The organism is Nocardia puris (assembly GCF_003315035.1).
In the GTDB taxonomy this organism is placed as follows: domain Bacteria; phylum Actinomycetota; class Actinomycetes; order Mycobacteriales; family Mycobacteriaceae; genus Nocardia; species Nocardia puris.
The window spans coordinates 75,131-96,381 of the sequence record NZ_QNRE01000008.1 but is presented as its reverse complement, the minus strand read 5'-3'; the positions used below and the strand labels follow the sequence as shown (position 1 = coordinate 96,381).

General features: G+C 69.6%; 18 protein-coding genes. 15 read left to right on the top strand and 3 right to left on the bottom strand.

The annotated features are described in order from the left end of the window. Positions 1 to 74 precede the first annotated feature (74 nt). The 6 genes from DFR74_RS20580 (at position 75) to DFR74_RS20555 (ending at position 7,952) form a co-directional block, all read left to right on the top strand. Entirely contained in the window at positions 75 to 2,600 is a 2,526-nt protein-coding gene (locus DFR74_RS20580; RefSeq protein ID WP_067507280.1) for an ATP-binding cassette domain-containing protein, read from the top strand. 163 nt (positions 2,601 to 2,763) lie between these two features. Further along, positions 2,764 to 4,191 (top strand): hypothetical protein, encoded by a 1,428-nt coding sequence (locus DFR74_RS20575; protein ID WP_232331700.1) that lies wholly within the window; start codon positions 2,764 to 2,766, stop codon positions 4,189 to 4,191. Positions 4,192 to 4,368: 177 nt separating this feature from the next. Further along, entirely contained in the window at positions 4,369 to 4,812 is a 444-nt protein-coding gene (gene rplM / locus DFR74_RS20570) for a 50S ribosomal protein L13 (RefSeq protein WP_067507465.1), read from the top strand. Next, positions 4,809 to 5,321 (top strand): 30S ribosomal protein S9, encoded by a 513-nt coding sequence (gene rpsI, locus DFR74_RS20565; RefSeq protein ID WP_084537476.1) that lies wholly within the window; start codon positions 4,809 to 4,811, stop codon positions 5,319 to 5,321. The genes rplM and rpsI overlap by 4 nt, the downstream gene beginning before the upstream one ends. Positions 5,322 to 5,529: 208 nt before the next feature. Next, positions 5,530 to 6,906, top strand: coding sequence for a phosphoglucosamine mutase (gene glmM / locus DFR74_RS20560; protein WP_067507274.1), 1,377 nt, complete (start codon positions 5,530 to 5,532; stop codon positions 6,904 to 6,906). Between the two features lie 197 nt (positions 6,907 to 7,103). Further along, entirely contained in the window at positions 7,104 to 7,952 is an 849-nt protein-coding gene (locus tag DFR74_RS20555) for a type IV toxin-antitoxin system AbiEi family antitoxin domain-containing protein (RefSeq protein WP_067507271.1), read from the top strand. 68 nt (positions 7,953 to 8,020) lie between these two features. Here DFR74_RS20555 and DFR74_RS20550 read toward each other — a convergent pair whose 3' ends face one another. Then, the gene (locus DFR74_RS20550; RefSeq protein WP_067507268.1) at positions 8,021 to 9,673 is read right to left on the bottom strand and encodes an ABC-F family ATP-binding cassette domain-containing protein; all 1,653 of its coding nucleotides are present in this window, start codon (positions 9,671 to 9,673) and stop codon (positions 8,021 to 8,023) included. Between the two features lie 169 nt (positions 9,674 to 9,842). Here DFR74_RS20550 and DFR74_RS20545 point away from each other — a divergent pair, with 169 nt between their 5' ends. The 6 genes from DFR74_RS20545 (at position 9,843) to DFR74_RS20520 (ending at position 14,886) form a co-directional block, all read left to right on the top strand. Continuing rightward, positions 9,843 to 10,034: a PspC domain-containing protein gene (locus DFR74_RS20545; protein ID WP_067507265.1), complete on the top strand. Its 192-nt coding sequence runs from the start codon at positions 9,843 to 9,845 to the stop codon at positions 10,032 to 10,034. A 119-nt stretch (positions 10,035 to 10,153) separates the two neighbouring features. Then, the gene (locus DFR74_RS20540) at positions 10,154 to 10,462 is read left to right on the top strand and encodes a DUF6802 family protein (protein ID WP_067507262.1); all 309 of its coding nucleotides are present in this window, start codon (positions 10,154 to 10,156) and stop codon (positions 10,460 to 10,462) included. A 289-nt stretch (positions 10,463 to 10,751) separates the two neighbouring features. Then, positions 10,752 to 11,051, top strand: coding sequence for a hypothetical protein (locus DFR74_RS20535; protein WP_067507259.1), 300 nt, complete (start codon positions 10,752 to 10,754; stop codon positions 11,049 to 11,051). 61 nt (positions 11,052 to 11,112) lie between these two features. Next, complete coding sequence (locus tag DFR74_RS20530) at positions 11,113 to 12,690, top strand: hypothetical protein (RefSeq protein ID WP_067507251.1); 1,578 nt, start codon at positions 11,113 to 11,115, stop codon at positions 12,688 to 12,690. 41 nt (positions 12,691 to 12,731) lie between these two features. Continuing rightward, the gene (locus DFR74_RS36705; protein ID WP_067507249.1) at positions 12,732 to 13,118 is read left to right on the top strand and encodes a hypothetical protein; all 387 of its coding nucleotides are present in this window, start codon (positions 12,732 to 12,734) and stop codon (positions 13,116 to 13,118) included. A 97-nt stretch (positions 13,119 to 13,215) separates the two neighbouring features. Beyond that, positions 13,216 to 14,886, top strand: a complete 1,671-nt coding sequence (locus DFR74_RS20520) for a serine/threonine protein kinase (RefSeq protein WP_067507246.1) — start codon at positions 13,216 to 13,218, stop codon at positions 14,884 to 14,886. A 5-nt stretch (positions 14,887 to 14,891) separates the two neighbouring features. On the opposite strand, the gene DFR74_RS20515 is transcribed toward DFR74_RS20520, so the two are convergent. After that, a complete protein-coding gene (locus tag DFR74_RS20515; protein ID WP_067507243.1) occupies positions 14,892 to 15,752 on the bottom strand; it encodes a poly(ethylene terephthalate) hydrolase family protein in 861 nt (286 codons plus the stop codon). A gap of 36 nt (positions 15,753 to 15,788) precedes the next feature. Between DFR74_RS20515 and glmS the strand changes: the two genes are divergently transcribed. Next, positions 15,789 to 17,669: a glutamine--fructose-6-phosphate transaminase (isomerizing) gene (gene glmS / locus DFR74_RS20510; protein WP_067507240.1), complete on the top strand. Its 1,881-nt coding sequence runs from the start codon at positions 15,789 to 15,791 to the stop codon at positions 17,667 to 17,669. A gap of 45 nt (positions 17,670 to 17,714) precedes the next feature. On the opposite strand, the gene DFR74_RS20505 is transcribed toward glmS, so the two are convergent. Beyond that, on the bottom strand, positions 17,715 to 18,134 hold the full coding sequence (locus DFR74_RS20505) for a cupredoxin domain-containing protein (RefSeq protein ID WP_067507462.1): 420 nt from the start codon (positions 18,132 to 18,134) through the stop codon (positions 17,715 to 17,717). 240 nt (positions 18,135 to 18,374) lie between these two features. On the opposite strand from DFR74_RS20505, the gene DFR74_RS20500 reads away from it, so the two are divergent. Both DFR74_RS20500 and alr read left to right on the top strand, forming a co-directional pair. Then, on the top strand, positions 18,375 to 19,808 hold the full coding sequence (locus tag DFR74_RS20500) for an NAD(P)H-hydrate dehydratase (RefSeq protein ID WP_067507459.1): 1,434 nt from the start codon (positions 18,375 to 18,377) through the stop codon (positions 19,806 to 19,808). A 175-nt stretch (positions 19,809 to 19,983) separates the two neighbouring features. Then, on the top strand, positions 19,984 to 21,135 hold the full coding sequence (alr, locus tag DFR74_RS20495; RefSeq protein ID WP_067507238.1) for an alanine racemase: 1,152 nt from the start codon (positions 19,984 to 19,986) through the stop codon (positions 21,133 to 21,135). The last annotated feature ends 116 nt before the right edge of the window (positions 21,136 to 21,251 follow it).

Below are 21,251 nucleotides of genomic sequence, written 5' to 3'. Positions count from 1 at the left end.
TCGGTCGCCGGATCGGGAAGAAAGGCGCGTCGGGGGCACCGCCGATGTCCGGTCGATCGCATAGTATCGCCCGCATGTCTTTACCGGGGGCGCAGACCATCACCGTGCGCCATGATGGAACTGAACGGGTATTCGAGGCGAACCAGAAGATCACCATGGGCCGCGCGCCCGAGGTGACGCTGTTCGTCGACAGCCCGCTGGTGTCGCGGGTGCACGCGACGCTGGCCTGGCAGGGGAGTGGCTGGGTTCTCACCGACAACGGCAGCACCAACGGCGTTTTCGTCGACGCGCGCAGACTCGCTCAGCCCGTGACGATCGACCGGCCGACACAGGTCCGGCTGGGTGACGCGATCAGCGGCCCGCTGCTGCATCTGCTGCCCACCGCGCCTGCGGCGCGGCACGGGCGGCCGCCGATGCCGCCGTCGCAGGCGCAGCAGGCCGCGCCGCCGCGGCCGGGCTACCGGCATCCCAACCGCCCCGCGCCGCCACAGCAGCACCAGCCGACCCCCAAACCACCGCCGACACCGCAGTACAAGCCGCCGTCGCAACCCACACCGCAGACTCCGCCCGTCAACGTCAACATGACCACCAAGGCCGACACCTCGGCCTTGCCGCCGGTCCGGGCCCGCGCGTCCACCGCGCCGATCGCCCGCGCCGACCGCCTGCCGCCCGGCGGGCTCGACATCGGCCGCACCACCGACAACCAGATCGTCGTCAACGACCCGCTGGCCTCGCGCAAGCACGCCCGCCTGCTGGCGGGTTCGGAGGGCCTCACCCTCGAGGATCTCGGCTCGGCCAACGGCACCTTCGTCAACGGCACCCGTCAGCAGCGCACGGTGCTGCGCGAACGCGACATCGTCACCATCGGCAACGTCGACTTCGTCGTCCAGCAGGGCACCCTGGTGCACCGGCAGAAGCCGGTCGCCGAACAGGGCCTGCACGTGCACGGCGTCGGCTTCACCGTCGAGGGCAACAAGCAACTGCTCGTCGATGTCAACATGCAGGCGGGCCGCGGCACGCTCACCGCGCTCATCGGCCCGTCCGGCGCGGGCAAGTCGACGCTGGCGAAGCTGATCGCGGGCAACACCCAGCCCTCCGGCGGCGTGGTGACCTTCGAGGGCCGCAACCTGCACGCCGAGTACGAGGCGTTGCGCTCCCGCATCGGCATGGTGCCCCAGGACGACGTGCTGCACCGTCAGCTCACCGTCCGCCAGGCGCTGGGCTACGCCGCCGAACTGCGGCTGCCGCCCGACACCAGCAAGGCCGACCGCCAGCAGGTGATCGACGGTGTGCTCAAAGAGCTCTCGCTCACCCAGCACGCCGACACCCGGGTGGACCGGCTCTCCGGCGGCCAGCGCAAGCGTGCGTCGGTGGCGTTGGAACTGCTGACCGGCCCGTCGCTGCTCATCCTGGACGAGCCGACCTCCGGCCTGGACCCCGCGCTGGACCGCCAGGTCATGGTGATGCTGCGCGAGCTGGCCGACGCGGGCCGCACGGTCATCGTGGTGACCCACTCGGTGGCCTGCCTGGACATGTGCGACCAGGTGCTGCTGCTGGCGCCCGGCGGCAAGACCGCGTTCTGCGGGCACCCCGCGGGCGTCGGCGCGGCGCTCGGCACCAGCGACTGGGCGGAGATCTTCGCCCAGGTGGCCGCCAACCCGGACCAGGCCTTCGCCGCGTACCGCTCCCGGCAGGCGTTCGCGCCGCCGCCTCCGCCCCCGCCGCGCTACGGCCCGTCGGGCAGCCCCGTGCGATCCAGCGGGTTCAAACAGTTCTCGACGCTGGTGCGCAGGCAGTTGCGCCTGATCCTCGCCGACCGCGGCTACCTGGTCTTCCTCGTGCTGCTGCCGATCATCCTCGGCGTGCTGTCGCTGGTGGTGCCCGGCGAGAACGGGTTCGCGCCCGGCGGATTCACCACCCTGCCCAGTGGCGAGATCGTGCGCACGGGCGGGGGTGAAACCCAGCAACTCCTGGTGGTGCTGATCCTCGGCGCCTGCTTCATGGGCGCCACGCTCACCGTGCGCGACCTGGTCGGCGAACGGACCATCTTCTACCGGGAGCGCGCCGTCGGCCTGCTGCCCTCGGCGTACCTGATCGCGAAGATCGCCGTGTTCAGCGTCACCGCGTTCCTGCAGTCGGCGGTGCTCGTCGGCATCACGCTGGCGGGCAAGAAGCCGCCGGGCGAGGGGTCGGTGCTGGCCAACGGCAGCATCGAGCTGTACCTCGACATCGCGCTCACCGCGGTCTGCTGCGTGGTGTTCGGCCTGCTCATCTCCAGCATCGCCAAGTCCAACGAGCAGGTCATGCCCATGCTGGTCGTGATGATCATGGTCCAGCTGGTGATGGCGGGCGGCCTCATCCCGGTCACCGGACGCGTCGTGCTGGAACAGCTGTCGTGGCTGTTCCCGGCCCGCTGGGGGTATGCGGCGGGCGCGTCGACGGTGAACATCCGGGAAATCTTCGTCAACGCGCAACCGGACGGACTCTGGAACCACGAAGCGGGCATCTGGTTCCTCGATATCGGACTGTTGCTGGCGATCACCGCGGTGCTGGCGGTCATCACCTGGCAGCGCCTGCGACTGAAGAAGTCGTCGGCGTGAGCGTCGCCCGCACCCGGCGCGACCCGGTGATGGCTGGGATCGCGCGCATGTCTCTCACACAGCAGGCACACTTATGCCTGTGACAGTGCGAGTAGGGGCAGTGCATCTCGGATGGGATGTGGTGTCCGTGGCAGCGGGCGGCGGAAGCACTCCGATCCGCCCGGTGCAGGTGGAGGGTACGTTCACGCCACCGGCGTATCTGCTGGCGGACGCGTCCGGCCGGCTGCACACGGCGGGGGTCGACCGGCAGCGCCCCGACCTGGGCATGGCGATCGCCGACGTGCGCGACATCATCGGGCACTCGCAGATCGTGGTGGCCGGCGCGACGTGGCCGGCGGAGATGGTGTTCCGCGCCCGCATGTACAACCCGCTCGCGTCCATCGGCAAGTACCTGCGCGGCAAGCCCGACGTGGTCGCGCTGCCCTTCCCGGACGGCTGGCCGGACGAGAAGGTCGACGCCTACGCCGAACTGGTCGAGACGCTCGACGTGACGGTGGAACCCCTGCCGGAGAGCGTCGCGCTGTCCGGGTACGTGCGCGCGCTCGGCCTGGTCCGCCCGCCCGACGGGCGCATGCCGCACGGCATCGGCGCGACCGGCGTCTACTCCGACGGCCGCACCATGCTGGTGGTGGCCGTGCACGGCGACGACGAGCAGCCCACCGAATCGGTGGACGTGCCCGTCGGTCCCGACGCCATGCGCGATGCCCGCTCGGCCGACAACGTGGTGATCGAGGTGATGGCGGCGGCCCGCGCGATCGGTGCCGACACCTCCACGGTGCTGCTGACCGGCAACGTCTGCTTCAACGACGCGCTGCGCCTGGCCTTCCAGAACCATCTGGGCCATCGCCTGCACGTGGCCGACCACCCGATGCACGCGCTGGTGCTCGGCGCGACGCACCTGCTGGTGACCGACAGCGATGCCGGTGAGCCGCAGAGTTCGGGCAGGCACGCCGAGCCGCCGCGCCAGGACTACCCGCCCCAGCCGCCGCGCCCCGCGCCGCCGGTGGATCCGGGCCGGCGGGGGCCGGATGCCGGTCCGCCGTCGGGATCGCCGGTCGTGAGCTACGGCCCGGGATATCCGACGGTCGGCCCCGGTGCGCCCGACTCCGGTGACGAGCCCACCAGGCGCGTCACCCGGGAAGATCTGCGCGGCCTGCCGCCGAACGCCCCGGACGAGGGTGGCCGGTTCACGAGACCGCCCGAGGACCCCGGTTCACCGCGCGGCAGGCATGCCAGCGTGTGGGACGAGCCCGAGGAACACGACGGCGGTAAGGGCAAGGTCTGGAACAAGGTGCGCGACAACCTGTTCGGCGCGCAGACCGTGGTCGGCGCGGTGGCGCTGGCCATCGTCGCCCTGCCCGGTGAGGGCGGACAGGTCGAGCTCACCGCGTCGGCGGCGGAGTCGGTCGCGGCGCCCGTGGCCTGTGGGTTCACGCCCCGCGCCATCCTGGGGGAGCCCCGCCAGGGCATCACCACGGTGCGCGGTTTCGCCGACGCCGACGCCGAGTGCGCGCCGAACATGGACACCCTGCGCTACGTGGTGCCCGGCCCGCCGGGCGCCGTCGATCCGGGCCCGCCGGTGCAGATCTGACCGGATTCTCCGCCGTCGATACCGCCCTGGTATCGTGGCTCCTCGGCGTGTGGACGGCCTCGGGATTCCGCTGTGGATACCGGGGCCGCCGACCGAGGCCCGGGTCTCCACCGGCCGCCGGGAACCCCTCGACCGCACGCCGTGGCCGGCAGCACCGACTACAGACAGGGAAGCACTGTGCCTACGTACAGCCCCAAGGCTGGTGACGTGACCCGCAAGTGGTACGTCATCGATGCCACTGACGTAGTGCTCGGCCGTCTTGCCGTCCAGGCAGCGAATCTGCTGCGTGGCAAGACCAAGCCGACCTACGCGCCGCACGTCGACGGTGGCGATTTCGTCATCATCATCAATGCCGAGAAGGTCGCGATCTCCGGCAACAAGCGTGAGAACAAGCTCATCCACCACCACTCCGGGCACCCGGGCGGCCTCAAGTCGCGCACTGTCGGTCAGGTGTTGGAGACCCGTCCCGAGCGTCTCGTGGAGAAGGCCGTCAAGGGCATGATCCCCAAGAACAAGCTGGGCAACGCGATCGCGGGCAAGCTCAAGGTCTACGCGGGCCCGAACCATCCGCACGCGGCCCAGCAGCCCGTTCCGTTCGAGATCAAGCAGGTGGCCCAGTGACCGCTCCCGAAGAATTCAACGAGTTCGCCGAAGAAGTCGTCGTTGAGGACGGCGCCGCCGAGGTCGTGGAAGAGGAATACGGCTACGAGGCCGAGCCCGCCACCTACGCCCCGGTCCTGATCGACCGCCCGGTGCAGACCGTCGGCCGCCGCAAGGAAGCCGTCGTCCGCGTCCGCCTGGTGCCCGGCTCGGGCAACTTCGTGCTCAACGGCCGCACCATCGAGGACTACTTCCCGAACAAGGTGCACCAGCAGCTGGTCAAGTCGCCGCTGGTCACCGTCGAGCGCACCGAGTCCTTCGACGTGTACGCCCGCTTGGTCGGCGGCGGCCCGTCGGGTCAGGCCGGCGCCCTGCGCCTGGCCATCGCCCGCGCGCTGATCGAGGTCACCCCGGATGATCGTCCCGCGCTGAAGCGGGCGGGCTTCCTGACCCGTGACCCGCGTGCCACCGAGCGCAAGAAGTACGGTCTGAAGAAGGCGCGCAAGGCGCCGCAGTACTCGAAGCGCTGATTCCGGCACCGCCCGCCCCCGTCATCCGGCACCCTGGTGGTGCCGGTGTCGGCTCGGCGACCGATCGCGCCGGGGTGGTACGCACCGCCTCGGCGCCGGTCGCCGTCCGATACGGCGTGGCCGGCGTGGCAGCTGTACGAGAGCAGGCTTCCAGCATCGCTGGTGGCCTGCTCTCGTGCTGTATCAACCACCGATGAGGGGCTTAGGTATGGGACGTCTGTTCGGCACCGACGGGGTACGCGGTCTCGCCAACGAATCGCTGAGTCCGGAGCTGGCGCTGCGGGTCGCCGGTGCGGCCGCGCAGGTGCTCGGCCGCGGCAAGAAGCGGGCGCTGGCCGTGGTGGGCCGCGATCCGCGCGCGTCCGGCGAGATGCTGGAGGCCGCGGTCACGGCGGGCCTGACGGCGGCCGGGGTGAACGTGCTCGCGGTCGGCGTGCTGCCGACGCCCGCGATCGCCTATCTGACCGGCCTGTACGACGCGTGCCTCGGTGTGATGATCTCCGCCTCGCACAACCCCATGCCGGACAACGGCATCAAGATCTTCGCGGCGGGCGGGCACAAGCTCGACGACGCGGTGGAGGACCGCATCGAGGCCGCCATGGCCGAGGCAGCCCCCGTCCGTCCCACCGGTGCGGGCATCGGGCGCGTCCTGAACGCCTCCGGCGCGCGCGACCACGGCCTCGTCATCCCCGATCACTACAGCGTCGAGGGCACGCACGAGCGCTATGTCGAGCACCTCGTGGAGGCGACGGGCCAGGACTTGAACGGCATCACCGTGGTCGTGGACTGCGCGAACGGCGCCGCCGCCGAGGTGGGCCCCACGGCCTACCGCGAGGCGGGCGCCACCGTGATCGCGATCAACGCCGAACCCGACGGGCTCAATATCAACGACGGGTGCGGGTCCACCCATCTCGATCAGGTGCGCCGCGCCGTGGTCGAACACGGCGCCGACCTGGGTCTGGCCCACGACGGCGACGCGGACCGCTGCCTGGCCGTGGACGCCGCGGGCACTGTGGTCGACGGCGACGCCATCCTGGCGGTGCTGGCCATCGCGATGAAGGAATCCGGTGAGCTGGCCGCCGACACGCTGGTCGCCACCGTCATGAGCAACCTCGGCCTGCACATCGCCATGCGCGAGGCGGGAATCGCGTTGCGCACCACCGCCGTCGGCGATCGCTACGTGCTGGAGGAACTGCGCGCGGGCGGTTTCACGCTCGGCGGCGAGCAGTCCGGTCACGTGGTGTTCCCCAAGCACGGCACCACCGGCGACGGGGTCCTGACCGGCCTGCGGCTCATGGCGCGAATGGCGTCCACCGGGCGGTCCCTGGCCGACCTGGCGAGCGTGCTGCGCACCGTGCCCCAGATCCTCGTCAACGTCCCCGTCTCCGACAAGGCGGCCGTCGCCGCCGCCCCCGAGGTGCGCGAAGCCGTCACCGAAGCCGAACGCATCCTCGGCGACACCGGCCGAGTCCTGTTGCGCCCCAGCGGAACCGAGCAACTCGTCCGCGTCATGGTGGAGGCCTCCGACCTGTCCCAGGCCCGCCAGGTCGCCGACGACCTCGCGAAGCGAGTCGCGTCCGTCTAGGCCTCCGACGGCGCTGCTCGGCCGGGTCGAACACGGGTCGTTCGGCGGCAGCGATTTTCGGAAGGGAAGTGGCGACGGGGGTGCCGACCTCCCTGCCGAGCGGCCCGTTGTCCACAGGCGCGAATCTGTCCACAGGACAACCGTTTTCCCAGGTCGGGGGGGACGGGGCCGGAGAGGTTTTCCTCGACTCTGGTCGCATGCGACCGGGACTGACGGAAGTTCGAGACAGGCAATTCGGAGCGTTCACCAGCTGGCAGGCGCTGTGCGAGTACAGCAGGGCCGAGCTGCGTGCGCGGGTGGAGAGCGGGCGGTGGGTGCGCGTCTTCCGCGGCGTGTACCGGGAGGTCACCACGCCACCCACGGCGCGCCTGCGGGTCGAGGCCGCGCGGCTGTCGATCGGGGCGCCCTCCGTGGTGGCCGCCTTCGAGACGGCCGCCGAACTGCACGGATTCGGGGTGACCGGAAGCGGCGTCACCCACGTGCTGGGGCCGCGTCAGGCGCGGTCGTCACGGTTGATCGTGCACCGCATGCGGGCCGACCCCGGTGAACTGGAGCTGGTCGGCGGGGTGGTCGCCACGAACGCCGTGCGCACCGCGATCGACGTCGCGCGCACCGCCGACCGCCCCGACGCGCTCGCCACGTTGGACGCGGCTGTCCGGCAAGGGGTTTCCATCGCCGCCCTCACCGACGAATGCGAGCGTCAGCGCGGCAGGCGCGGCGGCGGACAGGCGAGTGAGCTGGTCGGGCTGGCCGACGGACGCGCCGAATCTCCGGCGCAGTCGCGGGTCCGGCTGCTGTGCATCGATGCCGGGCTGCCGCATCCGGTGCCGCAGGTGCGGATGGGCGAGGGTCCGCAGCGGGTCGATCTGGGCTGGCCGGACAAGCGGATCGGCATCCGCTGCTTGACGGCGCCCACGTCCGACGGGCAGCCGGTGGCGGGTGCGTCCACCTCCGACGGCTGGGTGGTCCTCCTGGTCGCCACCGAAGCATGCCGCAGCCCCGAGAACCTGCTCGAGCCGATCCGCTTCGCCATGGAACGGCGGTGAGCGGGATGGGGATTCGCCTCCTGGTGCGCCGCACCGTGCGGTTCGTGGGGGAATGGCGCCGCCGGGCTTCAGCCTTCGGAGAGCTGCCCGTTCTCCATGTGCCAGCGGCGCGTCGCGCGCACGGAATCGAGCATCCTGCGGTCGTGCGTCACCAGGATCATGGTGCCCGTGAAGGATTCGACGGCCTGCTCGAGCTGCTCGATCGCGGGCAGGTCGAGGTGGTTGGTCGGCTCGTCCAGCACCAGCAGGTTCACCCCGCGCGCCTGCAACAGCGCCAGCGCCGCCCGGGTGCGTTCCCCCGGCGAGAGCGTGTCGCACGCGCGGCTCACGTGCCCGCCGCGCAGGCCGAACTTCGCCAGCAGCGTGCGCACCTCGGCGTCGGGCCAGTCCGGCACCTGCGCGGCGAAAGTGTCGGCCAAGCAAGCGCTTCCGCGGAACAGCCCGCGCGCCTGGTCGACCTCGCCGATCTCCACGCCGGAACCGAGCGCCGCGGTGCCACTGTCGGGGGCGGCCTTGCCGAGCAGCAGCGCCAGCAGGGTCGATTTCCCGGAGCCGTTCGCACCGGTCAGCACGATCCGGTCGGCCCAGTCGATCTGCGTCGTGATGGGGCCGAGGGTGAACTCACCGCGGGTGAGCGTCGCGCCGGCGGCGGTCGCCACCACCGTGCCGCTGCGCGGGGCCGCGGCGATCGACATGCGCAATTCCCACTCCTTGCGCGGCTCCTCCACCACGTCCAGCCGCTCGATGCGGCGCTGCGTCTGGCGCGCCTTGGCGGCCTGCTTCTCCGTCGATTCGGCGCGCATCTTCCGGCCCGCCTTGTCCGAGTCCACCTTCTTCGGGTCGCGGGCCTTGCGGCGGGCGTTGCGCACGCCGTGCTCGAGCCAATTGCGCTGCATCTGCGCGCGGGCCTGCAAGTCGGCCAGCGTACCGGCGTACTCCTCGTAGGACTCCCTGGCGTGCTTGCGCGCGATCTCGCGTTCGGCCAGGTAGGACTCGTACCCGCCGTCGTAGAGGCCGACCTGCTGTTGCGCGAGGTCCAGCTCGACAATGCGATTCACGGTGCGCGCCAAGAACTCCCGGTCGTGGCTGATCACCATCAGCGGCGCGCGCACGCCGTTCACGAAGCGCTCCAGCCGGGCGAGTCCGTCCAGGTCCAGGTCGTTGGTGGGCTCGTCCAGCAGCAGGATGTCGTAGCGCGAGAGCAGCACCGCGGCCAGTCCCGCCCGGGCGGCCTGCCCGCCGGACAGTGCCGTCATCGGGGTGCGCAGTCCGTCGGCCAGGCTGTCGGCGAGCCCCAGGTCGGCGGCCACTTCCTCGGCGCGCTGGTCCAGATCGGCGCCGCCGAGGGCGAGCCAGCGTTCCAGGGCGGGCGTGTACTCGTCCTCGCCGCCGTCGGCGAGCCGTTCCGCCGCCGCGTCCATCGCGGCCTGCGCGGCGGTGACTCCCGTTCTGCGGCCGAGGTATTCGAGCACGGTCTCGCCCGGCACCCGCTCCGGTTCCTGGGCGAGGTAGCCGACCGTGGCGTCGGGTGGGCTCAGCGTGATGGTCCCGGTGGGGGCGGCGCCGTCGGCGAGCATGCGCAGCAGCGTCGACTTGCCCGCGCCGTTCACCCCGACCAGCCCGATCACATCGCCGTCGGCGAGGGTGAGGTCGAGGTCGTCGAAGAGGGTGCGTTCGCCGTGTGCGGCGGACAGGCCGCGCGCGTGCAGAGTCGTGCTCACAGGAGAAGTCTGCCGGGTGCGCGTGGCGCGGCCGCACCCGCCTCGGGGTTGCACCCTGAGATTCGCCCGTCGGAAATCAGGGTGTGGATGGGGCCCGCGACCGATGCGCGGGGCGCGCCAGGTCCGGAGAGTGGAAGGTACAGATTCGACGTCAGAGAGGGATCTACCGATGACTGCCCCCACCCGCCGCTTCACCCGTTCCGACACCGACAAGTGGATCGCCGGCGTCTGCGGTGGAATCGCCGAGTACTTCGGCTGGAACGCCAATATCGTCCGCCTGCTGTTCGTGCTGTCCTGCCTGCTGCCCGGCCCGCAGTTCCTGCTCTACCTGGTGCTGTGGCTGGTCATCCCGAAAAAGTGACGTTCTCGATCGGGTAAGGGGGCTGCGCCGGAGCCGCGCGGATGTCAGGATGGTGATTGCCCGTGTGTTCCGCGGGCATCTCCACACCACCGCATGAGTCCCCGTTGAGGAGGAGCCACATGATCACCTCGGGCGAGTTCCCGGGTCTGGATCTACCCGACATCGACACCTCCTCCTCCCTGGGCGGCCTCGGCGCGGTCGAACTGAACCACCCCACCCAGGACATCGACGGCGACGGCATCCTCGACAGCATCACCACCCAGGGCGAGGACGCCATGCAGGTCTGGACCGACTTCGACCAGGACGGCATCGCCGACCAGGTCACCATCGTCGAGAACGACGGCGACTACGCCGCCTGGGAGTTCCACCGCCACCCCGACGGCTCTTCCGAATGGAAGCGCACCGACCAGGGAAAGATCGGTGAATAGGTAGTAGCTCACCCGGCGGCCGGCATCCCGATGCCGGCCGCCGCTGTTCCGCCCTGAGCCCAGGTCGGCCTCGTGGATCCCTGCCCCGTGCCGGCCCACGCCACCGCGCCCGATTGTGGCGTCAACGACCACCCCAGTAGATTGACTCCGAACACCTCGGGCGGGCACCGGTTCCGATGGAACCGATCACCGACCACGTGCGTCCAAGAAAGTATGGCGATACTCGGCACGCACGGGACTCCGAGCCGGGGGATCGGACGACACGCGACTACGGGAGGTGCCGGCACGGATGAGCACACTAGGTGTATCGACGGGGGATCTGGGCAAGCTCGCCAACGAGCTCCGCACATCGGGCGATATCGTCGCGAAGCAAGTGAAAAAGATCGGTGACAACCTCTTCGGGCCAGGGGAGGCGGGGGCGAACTATGCGACCGAGGGGAAGAAGATCCAGAGCGGCTTGGAGCAATTGAAGCAGCGGATCGATGACTGGTCGAAGGCGACCGACACGACTGCGGATGTGATCGGTGCGGCCAGCGTCAGCTACACAACGGTAGACGACCGGCGCGCCAGCGAAACCAACAAGCAGTAAGTGGGGGATTGTCGTGGAATACACAGTTCCGGGGGATGCGAGCGTCGAAGAGTACCTTCGGATGGGCTCCAAGTCGCTGCTGTACTTCGAGAATTTCGAACCGCGCTACATCAAGGCTTTCGGGCAACTGCCGGGCAGTACGCAGACCTACGACGAACTGCACAAGCGATTCTATGAACAGAACGGCCTCGATGAGGCGAAGCTCGTCGAGGCCACTGAAGCTTTGAAGGAAGCCGTGACAACGGCGGAGCAGCAACATGCGCAGCAGAAGACGACGCAGCAGAGTATCTCGCAGTCGTGGACCGGAGACGCTGGCACATCCGCTCAGGCAATGATGACAAAACAGTCGACACTCGCCTGGACTGACATCGAGAAAGCGAAGTCTGTGATTTCGGCCCTCGAATTGGCGCCGAAAGGGCTTCGTGAGGCCGCGAAAATAAAGGCCGATGTGGTGCTGCAAATTCGCGAGCATGGACTTTACGAGAAGATCGACGGGAAGACTCCGGAGAATGTAGACGATATCATCAACGGAGCGGGCGGGATTTCTTGGTCGAACTTCTATAGTGGTGATAGCGAGGCCAATAGGATTCACAACATATTTCCGGATATTGGCCAAGAGATGGGCCTGAGTGGAAAGTTCTTTAACTTCGTGAATCATGCGGGGATCGTGGCCCCGGGTTCGGAGTGGGAGCGGGCGGCGAAGGAGCGTTGCCAAAAATGGTTGGACGAGGTGTTCAAGGGTGACTACATCGACAAGGTGAATAAGTTTCTGGAGGCATGTGACGGTACCGACAGAAAAGTCAAGGAAGTCTACGGCGCGATCACCACTGCGATGGGCGGGATCGCGGAGGAGTCCTACCCCTGCCCTGTCGGCCCTTCAACCCCCAGCAATCCGGGACCCAGCACCCCGGGTCCGAGCACTCCTGGCCCGAGTACCCCTGGTCCCAGCCCGGGGCCGGGCACCACGGATGACCCATCGGTGGATGACGACGAGGATGATGACGACACGTCCACGAACCCCAGTGCCGCCGACTTGCTCGAAGGGCTCACCAGCGCCGCGCAGACTCTGTCCCCTCTGGTGAGCACACTGGCGCAGAGCCTGAGCACGGGGCTCACGTCATTGAGCGGCGTTATCGAGGATGGGGTCGACAATGCACTGGAGTATTTGAAGGAGCAGCAGGAAGACGCTGCCGGGAAAGAAGAGGAAGAAGAGCAGACAGAGGAAGGTAAGGAGAAGGATGATGACAAGTCCGCCTTCGACCTTGCTGGAAAGAACCTGAAGCTGGAGATGGGCCCGGACGGCCAACTCAAGCTCGTTGCGACCGATTCCGAGGGCAATTCGCAAGAGTACAGCGTGAAGCTGGACGAGAACGGGAACCCCGTGATCGTCGGTCAGGACGCTGAGCCGGATGGTGAGAAGTCGGAGGACAAGCCGAACGAAGGCTCGCAGAACGACCAGGGGTCACCTGGCCCGGGTGGGATCCCCTCGGTACCGGGCTCGAAGAAGGAAGAGGACGGCGAACACACCCCCCAGCCCATTCCCGCTCCGACTGTCGAGGAAGAGCCGGAAGCGCCGGTGCCCACGCCCGAGCCGCCGTTCGACAGCGGCGCACGACTGGCTGAGGCGGGGCCGTTGTGAGCCTTGTGGCGTGACCGGCATCGTTGGTTAGGAGAGTAACCATGGTCGACTATCGCTCCGAGATGGAGCGGATCATCGACGACTGCCGACGTATTTCGGCAGCCATCTCGGAGGATCTGGAGGAGATCAACCGGCGTACAGCTGCGAAAAGTCAAGAGCTGGAGGCTCGTTCGCGAGCTGAACTTCGGCAATTCATGGAGGAGCACGGCGAGGAGTTCCGGAGGCAGGTCGCTGAGATAGAGGAACAGCAGCGCCGAGAGGCCGAGGAGAGGGCTGAGCGCGAACGCCGGGAAGCCGAGGAGAGGGAGCAGCGGGAGGCGGTGGCGCGGGCGATCGCGGCGCGGAAGTCGAAGAACGTTGTGACGCCGATCGATGAGGATGATGACCCCGAAGGGGAGTACTACCGGCGGCAGAGTTGGCTGGTGTGAGCGGGTGGGATGCGTTGGGCTCGTGAGGGTCCGGCGCGTCGCTTTCGGCTAGCATGGCCGTGCTCGACGGTGGGTGAGGGATCGAAGGGGGAGGCTTGTGACCGATCTGCGGCCCGGTGAGGTGTTCGCCGAGTATCGGATCGAGCGGGTATTGGGGCAGGGTGGGATGGGCACGGTGTTCTTGGCCAAGCATCCCCGGTTGCCGAGGAAGGTGGCGCTGAAGCTCCTCAACGAGGAAGTGTTCGGCGACAGCGAGATCCGGGCTCGGTTCGAGCGGGAGGCGGATCTGGTCGCGCGGCTCGAGCATCCGAATATCGTCGCGGTGTACGACCGGGGTGCGGAGGGGCGCAGCCTGTGGATTTCGATGCAGTACATCGCGGGCACCGATGCGGCCGAGTTCGGCGTGATGGAACCGGCATTCGCGGCGGGCATCATCGCCGACGCGGCCTCCGCGTTGGACTACGCCCATCAGCAGGGTGTGCTGCATCGCGACATAAAACCGGCCAATATCCTGCTCGGGGAAATGGACTCGGGCCGTCCGCCGCGAGTGTTCCTGGCGGACTTCGGGATTGCGCGGTTCCGCGACGAACAGAACGGCCTGACCCAGACCGGCACGTTCACCGCGACGCTCGCGTTCGCCTCGCCCGAGCAATTGACGGGGAATCCGCTGGATCATCGGTGCGACCAGTACTCGCTGGCTTGCACGCTGTTCGTGCTGCTCACCGGGCAGGCCCCGTTCGACGCGACCAATCCGGTCACCGTGATTCGCGCGCACCTCTCGGATCCGCCACCGCCGATCAGCACCCGCCGTGCGGGGCTGCCACAGGCGTTGGACGCGGTGCTGGCGAAGGCTCTCGCCAAACGGCCCGACGACAGATACTCCAGCTGCGGTGAGTTCGCGGCCGCGGTGAGCCGGGCATGGAGGACAGGCGGGCAGGTGTCGCAACCGCGCGCGGCGTCTGCTCCCGCCTGGCAGCAGCCGGCCAATCATGCGTCGCCACAACCTGTTCCGAGCTACGGGGCACCGAACCCGGGGTTTGCACCACCAGTGCGGCATCCCGCTCGGCCGCATCCCGCGCCGCAACCGTATTCCGCTCCGCAGGCCGCCCCCTATCCCGCTCAGCAGCAGTTCAGGCACGCGGTTCCGGCGCGGTCGAGCTCCGGTGGTTCGGGCAAGCTGGTCGCGCTGATCGGCGTCGGCTTGGCGATATTGCTTGTGGCCGTGGTGGGTGTGGTCGTTCTGGTGGCCAAGACCGCCGATTCGGCGACGTCGTCGTGGGTCGGGCTCACCACGGCCGCGTGGCCGCAGAAACAGCAGAGTGTCGTCGACGCGTTCCCGAAGATGCTGCCCGCCGGCGAGGGAATCTCCGCGAAGGGCTGGCGCGACGTCTTCTGTACCTTCTCCAATTCGACGGACCGCCTCGGTTTCCAGTGCCTGGGCGGCGCCGACGATGCCACCGGGTTCACCATCTACGACTACAAGTCCTCTGCAGGCGTCCGCGCGAAGCTGGAAACATATGGCGAGCAGAGCTATACGCGCGGCGCCGCACAGCAGATGCGGCGCCCGCACGACGGTTGCGCGATCGATCCGACGATCTTCATCCCACCGGAGAACGCGATCGCACCGATCGGGGACGGCGACTTCTTCACCGCGTTCCCCGATGACCCCACACTGTCCCGATACCTGGTCGGCGTCGAGATTCCGGAAGGTTCCACTCTCGAGCGGACCCTCGCGAACTGGTGGGCCGAAGCCCCGATCTGCGGCTGACCGCCCTACTTCCGCAGCAAGGAGGCGATGGTCCCCACAGACAGCTTCGGCTTCGACTCCTCTTCCCGCGGCGCGTCGGGATCGATCACGTGGGTGTGGGGGATCTGCGCTTCGGGGTCGGTGAACGGTTTGTAGGTCTTCTCGTCGAGGAGGGTGTGGCGGAGGTAGCCGACGAGGAGGGCGCGGGTGGTGCGGGAGACCTTGGGCTGGTGTTTGCCCGCGCCGAGGGCGGCGAGGGCGCGGCGGCCTTCGATGATCCCGTTCTGACTCGCGCCGTCGATGGCTCGCAGCAGCGCGGGGCCGCCCCAGGCGGAGGTGAGGGGGAGGGCGTTGGAGTTGACCGACGCGATGTCGGTGGAGCCCGCCAGGACGAGGGCCGGAATGTCGATGTTCGGGGCGAGGGTTTCGGCGGAGGGTGCGGTCGGCGCGGGGAAGAGGGCGGCGAGGGCGGCAACGCGGCGCTGGCCGGCGGCGATCACGGCCGCGCCGGCGCCCATGCCGTGCCCGGCCAGGGCGATGCGCTCGGGGTTGACGCTGATCTCGCCGTCGCCGAGCCGCACGCCGGTGCAGATGTCGACGGTGGTGAGCAGGTCGGTGGCCAACCCCAGATGTGATGGGATCGGCCCGCGTTCGGTGTCGGGCGCGGCGGCGACGAAACCCCAGGACGCGAGGTGTTCGAGCAGCTCACGATAGTTGCCGACGCCGGTCAGCCAGCCATGGCCGAACACCACGGCGGGCAGCCCTCGCCCGCTCTCGGGCGTGAACACGACACCGGGCTGACCCGCGATGGCCAGGTTCCCCCGCAGGACCCGGTGCGGGCCGCGGCTGGTCAAGGTGCTCAGAAGCGATTTCACTGACGCCGACACGACGTGAACGTTATCCGATAAGTAGTCTGGGGAGCCATGTGCGGAATCGTTGGCTACGTCGGGTACCGGGACGCGCTCGGCGTTGTCGTCGATGCGTTGCGCCGCATGGAATATCGCGGATACGACTCCGCCGGCGTGGCGATCCTGGACGGTTCGGGCGGCTTGGCGGTGGAACGCAAGGCCGGTCGGCTGGCCAATCTGGAGGCCGAACTCGGCGAGTCGGCGGCGGGCGTGTTCGCGGGCACCACCGGCATGGGGCATACCAGGTGGGCCACGCACGGCGCGCCGACCGACCGCAACGCGCACCCGCACCGGGACGAGACCGGCAAGGTCGCGGTGGTGCACAACGGCATCATCGAGAACTTCGCGCCGCTGCGCCGCGAGCTCGAGGACGCGGGCGTGGAACTGCTCAGCGACACCGACACCGAGGTGGCGGTGCACCTGGTGGCCCGCGCCTACGCAGACGGTCCCACCGCGGGCGATTTCGCCGCGAGCGCGCTGGCCGTGGTGCGCCGCCTCGAGGGCGCGTTCACGCTGGTCTTCACCCACGCCGACCACGCGGGCATGATCGTCGCCGCGCGGCGCAACACCCCGCTGGTGGTGGGCGTCGGCAAGGGCGAGATGTTTCTCGCCTCCGATGTGACCGCGTTCATCGAGCACACCCGCGAGGCCGTGGAGCTGGGCCAGAACCAGGCCGTGGTGATCACGGCCGACAGCTACCTCGTCACCGATTTCGATGGCGCCACCGAGGGTGTGCTGACCCGTCCGTTCACCATCGACTGGGATCTGGCCGCCGCCGAGAAGGGTGGCCACGACTACTTCATGCTCAAGGAGATCGAGGAGCAGCCCACCGCGGTCGCCGACACCTTGATCGGGCACTTCACCGTCGACGAGTCGGGCGGGCGCATCGTCCTGGACGAGCAGCGCCTCGCCGACCAGGAGCTGCGCGAGTTCGACAAGGTGTTCGTGGTGGCGTGCGGCAGCTCCTATCACGCGGGCCTGCTGGCCAAGTACGCGATCGAGCACTGGACCCGCCTGCCCGTCGAGGTGGAGCTGGCCAGCGAGTTCCGCTACCGCGACCCGGTGCTGGACCGGTCGACGCTGGTGGTGGCGATCTCGCAGTCCGGCGAGACCGCCGACACGCTGGAGGCGGTGCGCCACGCCAAGGAGCAGAAGGCGCGCGTGCTGGCGATCTGCAACACCAACGGCGCGCAGATCCCGCGCGAGTCCGACGCGGTGGTCTACACCCGGACCGGCCCCGAGATCGGCGTCGCGTCCACCAAGGCGTTCCTGGCGCAGGTCGCGGCCAACTATCTGGTGGGTCTGGCGCTGGCGCAGGCACGCGGCACCAAGTACCCCGACGAAGTGGCGCGCGAGTTCCACGAGTTGGAGGCCATGCCCAAGCTGGTGGCGCGTGTGCTCGAAACCGCGCCGCAGGTGCGCAAGATCGCGCGGGAGCTGGCACACGTGCCCACGGTGCTGTTCCTCGGCAGGCACGTCGGCTACCCCGTGGCACTGGAAGGCGCGCTCAAACTCAAGGAGCTGGCGTATATGCACGCCGAGGGCTTCGCGGCGGGTGAGCTCAAGCACGGGCCGATCGCGCTGATCGAGGACGGGCTGCCGGTGATCGTGGTGATGCCCTCCCCGAAGGGCCGCGCGGTGCTGCACTCGAAGCTGCTGAGCAATATCCGCGAGATCCAGGCGCGCGGCGCCCGCACCATCGTGATCGCCGAGGAGGGCGACGACACGGTCCGCCCGTTCGCCGACGACCTCATCGAAATCCCCTCGGCCCCCACGCTTTTCCAGCCGCTGCTGTCCACCGTGCCGTTGCAGATCTTCGCCGCCGAGGTGGCGCAGACCCGCGGCTACGACGTGGACAAGCCGCGCAACCTGGCGAAGTCGGTCACGGTCGAGTAGGGCTCACCCGTCGTGAGTCGGGCGTCCGTGTGCCTGCCGGAGTGCTCACTCCACGGTGACGGTGCCGCGCATCTCCGGGTGCAGGGTGCACAGATAGCGGTAGGAGCCCGGCGAGGTGAAGGTGTAGCTCCATTCGCCCTGGTCGATGATCGGGCTGTTGATCCCCATGGCGCGATCGCCGATGCCCTGCACCGAATGCGGCGCGGAATCGCGGAACCGCCAGGTGACGGTGTCGCCTGGGGCGACGGTCAGGTTCGCGGGGGAGAAGGTCATGTCGTTCACCTCGACGAAGACCGTGGTGGCGGGGCGTTCGATGGGGGCGGTGGACGTCGCCGCGGCGTCGATCGTGGTGGTGGCCGGGGCGGCGCTGTCGTCGCCGGAGCCGCAGCCGGCCAGCGCTAGCGACGCCGCCAGGGCGAGTGCGGTGACGACCTGGGCGGACTTGGCGTGGCGAACGATCGGCATGATGTCCGACACTAGTCGCCGCGCTCGCGCGCACCGGCATTCGCCACGGCCGCGGCGGCCGGTGAGAGGGAACGCACTTTCCGGCGGGGATGCGCCGGTCGATGACGTGCGAATCCGTCGGGGACGCGCTCGGCAGGCGGCACCCGGTGGGTGGGGGCGAGTAACGTCCGGAAGTGCGGGAACACGCCGGTCCCGCGCACAGTGCCGTTCGACACCAGTGGAGGCGCGCCGATGTCGGTCTTGCGGGGCTATTACACCGCCGATGAAGTGCGGGCGGCCGAGGCCGAGCTGTTCACCAGGGTGCCCGAGGGCATGCCGATGCAGCGCGCCGCGCACGGGCTGGCGACGGTGGTGGCGTCGGAACTGCGGGCGCGCACGGGCGGGATCGCCGGGCGGGCCGTGACGCTGTTGGTCGGCTCGGGTGACAACGGCGGCGACGCGTTGTGGGCGGGTGCGAAACTGCGCAGGCGCGGGGTCGACGTGCGGGCCGTCCTGCTCGCGCCCGGCCGCGCGCACGCGAAAGGGCTTGCCGCGCTCCGCGCTTCGGGTGGGCGCGTGGGGGAGGACCTGGGCGCGCCGGAGTTGGTGGTCGACGGCATCGTGGGGATCTCGGGACACGGACCGCTGCGTCCGCGCGCGGCCGAACTCGTGGCGGACGTGGACGTGCCGATCATCGCGGCCGACCTGCCCAGCGGCGTCGATCCGGACACGGGCGCGGTCGAAGGCCCCGCCGTGCGGGCCGATGTGACGGTCGCGTTCGGCGCGTACAAGCCGGTGCACGCGCTGGCCGCGCCGTGGTGCGGGCGAATCGAACTGGTGCCCATCGGATTACGGTTGCCCGACCCGGAACTCGCGGCGCTGGAACCGATGTCGATCGGCGCGGAGTGGCCGGTGCCGGGGCCCGCCGACGACAAGTACACCCAGGGCGTCACCGGAATCGTCGCGGGCAGCGCCCGGTATCCGGGTGCGGCGGTGCTGTGCACAGGTGCGGCGGTCGCGGCGACGTCCGGGATGGTGCGGTACGTGGGGACCGCGGCGGGGGACGTGCTCGCCCGCTTCCCGGAGGTGGTTGCCGTCCAAGACATTTCGAAGGCGGGACGCGTGCAGTGCTGGGTGATAGGCCCCGGCGCTGGCGTCGACGACGAGGCACGCGACCGGCTCGCGGAGGTGCTCGCCAGCGATGTGCCCGTGGTGGTGGACGCCGACGGCCTCACCCTGCTCGCCCGCGAACCGGCGTTGCTGCACCACCGCACGGCGCCCACCGTGCTCACCCCGCACGCGGGCGAGTTCGCGCGACTCGCCGGGCGCGAGGTGGGGGCCGATCGCGTCGCGGCCGTGCGTGAGTTCGCCGAGGCGTGGCAGGTCGCCCTCCTGCTGAAGGGGCGCGCCACCCTGATCACGGCACCCGGCCGCCGGGTTCTCGTCAACGAGGCGGGCGGTTCGTGGGCAGCCACCGCCGGTGCTGGGGACGTGCTCTCCGGCGTCATCGGCGCGCTGCTCGCCGCCGGTCGCGACCCCCTGTGGGCCGCGGCCGCGGCCGCTCGCGTCCACTCGCTGGCCGCCAACCTCGCCGCCCACGAGGACCACCACGCCGCCGCCCCGACCTCGGCCACCCCGCTGCTCGAGCACATCCGGCCCGCTGTCCGCGTTCTGCGGACGCTGTCGGGGGTATGAGGTGGGCTGCGGCAGTCCGATCCGGTGTGTCGGGATAGCGGTGGTCACGTATTCGCCCGGTGCCGTCGCGGACTCCTCGTACCGGTGGGCGCGGCGTTGATGCTGGTGAGCCGGGTACTGGGGCCACTGCTTCGGCGCGCGTGTCCGGGACACCTTCCCGCGGCGAACCGCGCAGGTGGCAGGATCGCAAGCTGTGAGTGCGCAAGTGGAGACGGTCGTCGATCTGGATGCCATTGCCCACAACGTGCGGGTGCTGCGCGGATACGCGGGCGACGCGGCGGTGATGGCGGTGGTGAAGGCCGACGGCTACAACCACGGCGCCGTGCAGGTGGGGCGGGCCGCGCTGGCCGCGGGCGCGCGGGAACTCGGGGTCACCACGGTCGCCGAGGCGCTGGCGCTGCGGGACGCGGGGATCACCGCGCCGATCCTGTGCTGGCTCAACAACACCGACGCCGATTTCGCCGCCGCGATCGCCGCCGACGTGGAGATCGGCGTGTCCTCCCTGGCGCACCTGCGCGCGGTCGAAGCCGCGGCGCGCCGCACCGGCCGGACCGCCATCCTCACCCTCAAGGTCGACACCGGCCTGAACCGCAACGGTGTCGCCCCCGACGAATACCCCGAGGTGCTGAGCGCGCTGCGCGAGTTGGTACGCGAGGAGGTGGTGCGCTTCCGCGCCGTGTTCTCCCACCTCGCGCACGCCGACGAACCCGAGCACCCGTTCATCGACGTGCAGCGCGATCGCTTCCTGGCTGCCCTCGCGACGGCGAAGGAACACGGCCTCGCACCCGAGATCGCGCACCTGTCGAATTCGGCGGCCACCATCACCAGGCCGGATCTGGCGTTCGACATGGTCCGTCCCGGGATCGCGGTATACGGGCTGGACCCGGTGCCGGGCCTGGATCTCGGCCTGCGGCCCGCGATGACGTTCCAGGCGAAGGTCGCGCTGGTCAAACGGGTCGCGGCGGGCGAGGGCGTGTCGTACGGGCACCGGTGGATCGCCCCGCGCGACACCACCGTGGCCCTGATCCCCGCCGGGTACGCCGACGGCGTGTTCCGCCCGTTGAGCGGGCGGTTCGACGTGCTGCTCGGCGGCGAGCGGCGGCCTAACGTGGGCCGGGTCTGCATGGACCAGTTCGTAGTCGACCTCGGCGACAACGCGGCGGGCGTCACCGAGGGGGACACCGCCGTGCTGTTCGGCGGCGGCCCGGCCGAGCCGCGCGCCCAGGAGTGGGCCGATCGGCTCGACACCATCCACTACGAGATCGTGTGCTCGCCGCGCGGCCGGGTGACGCGCCGACACGTCGGCGGGGGAGTCGCTTGCCCGTGAGGGCCGCGTGTGCTGGACTCGACGGCGTGTGGTCCGCCGATACGTGAAGGGGTTCACGATGAGGTCGCGGCGTTCGAATATCTTGCGGGGCAACCATAATCGTTCGACCATCTGGC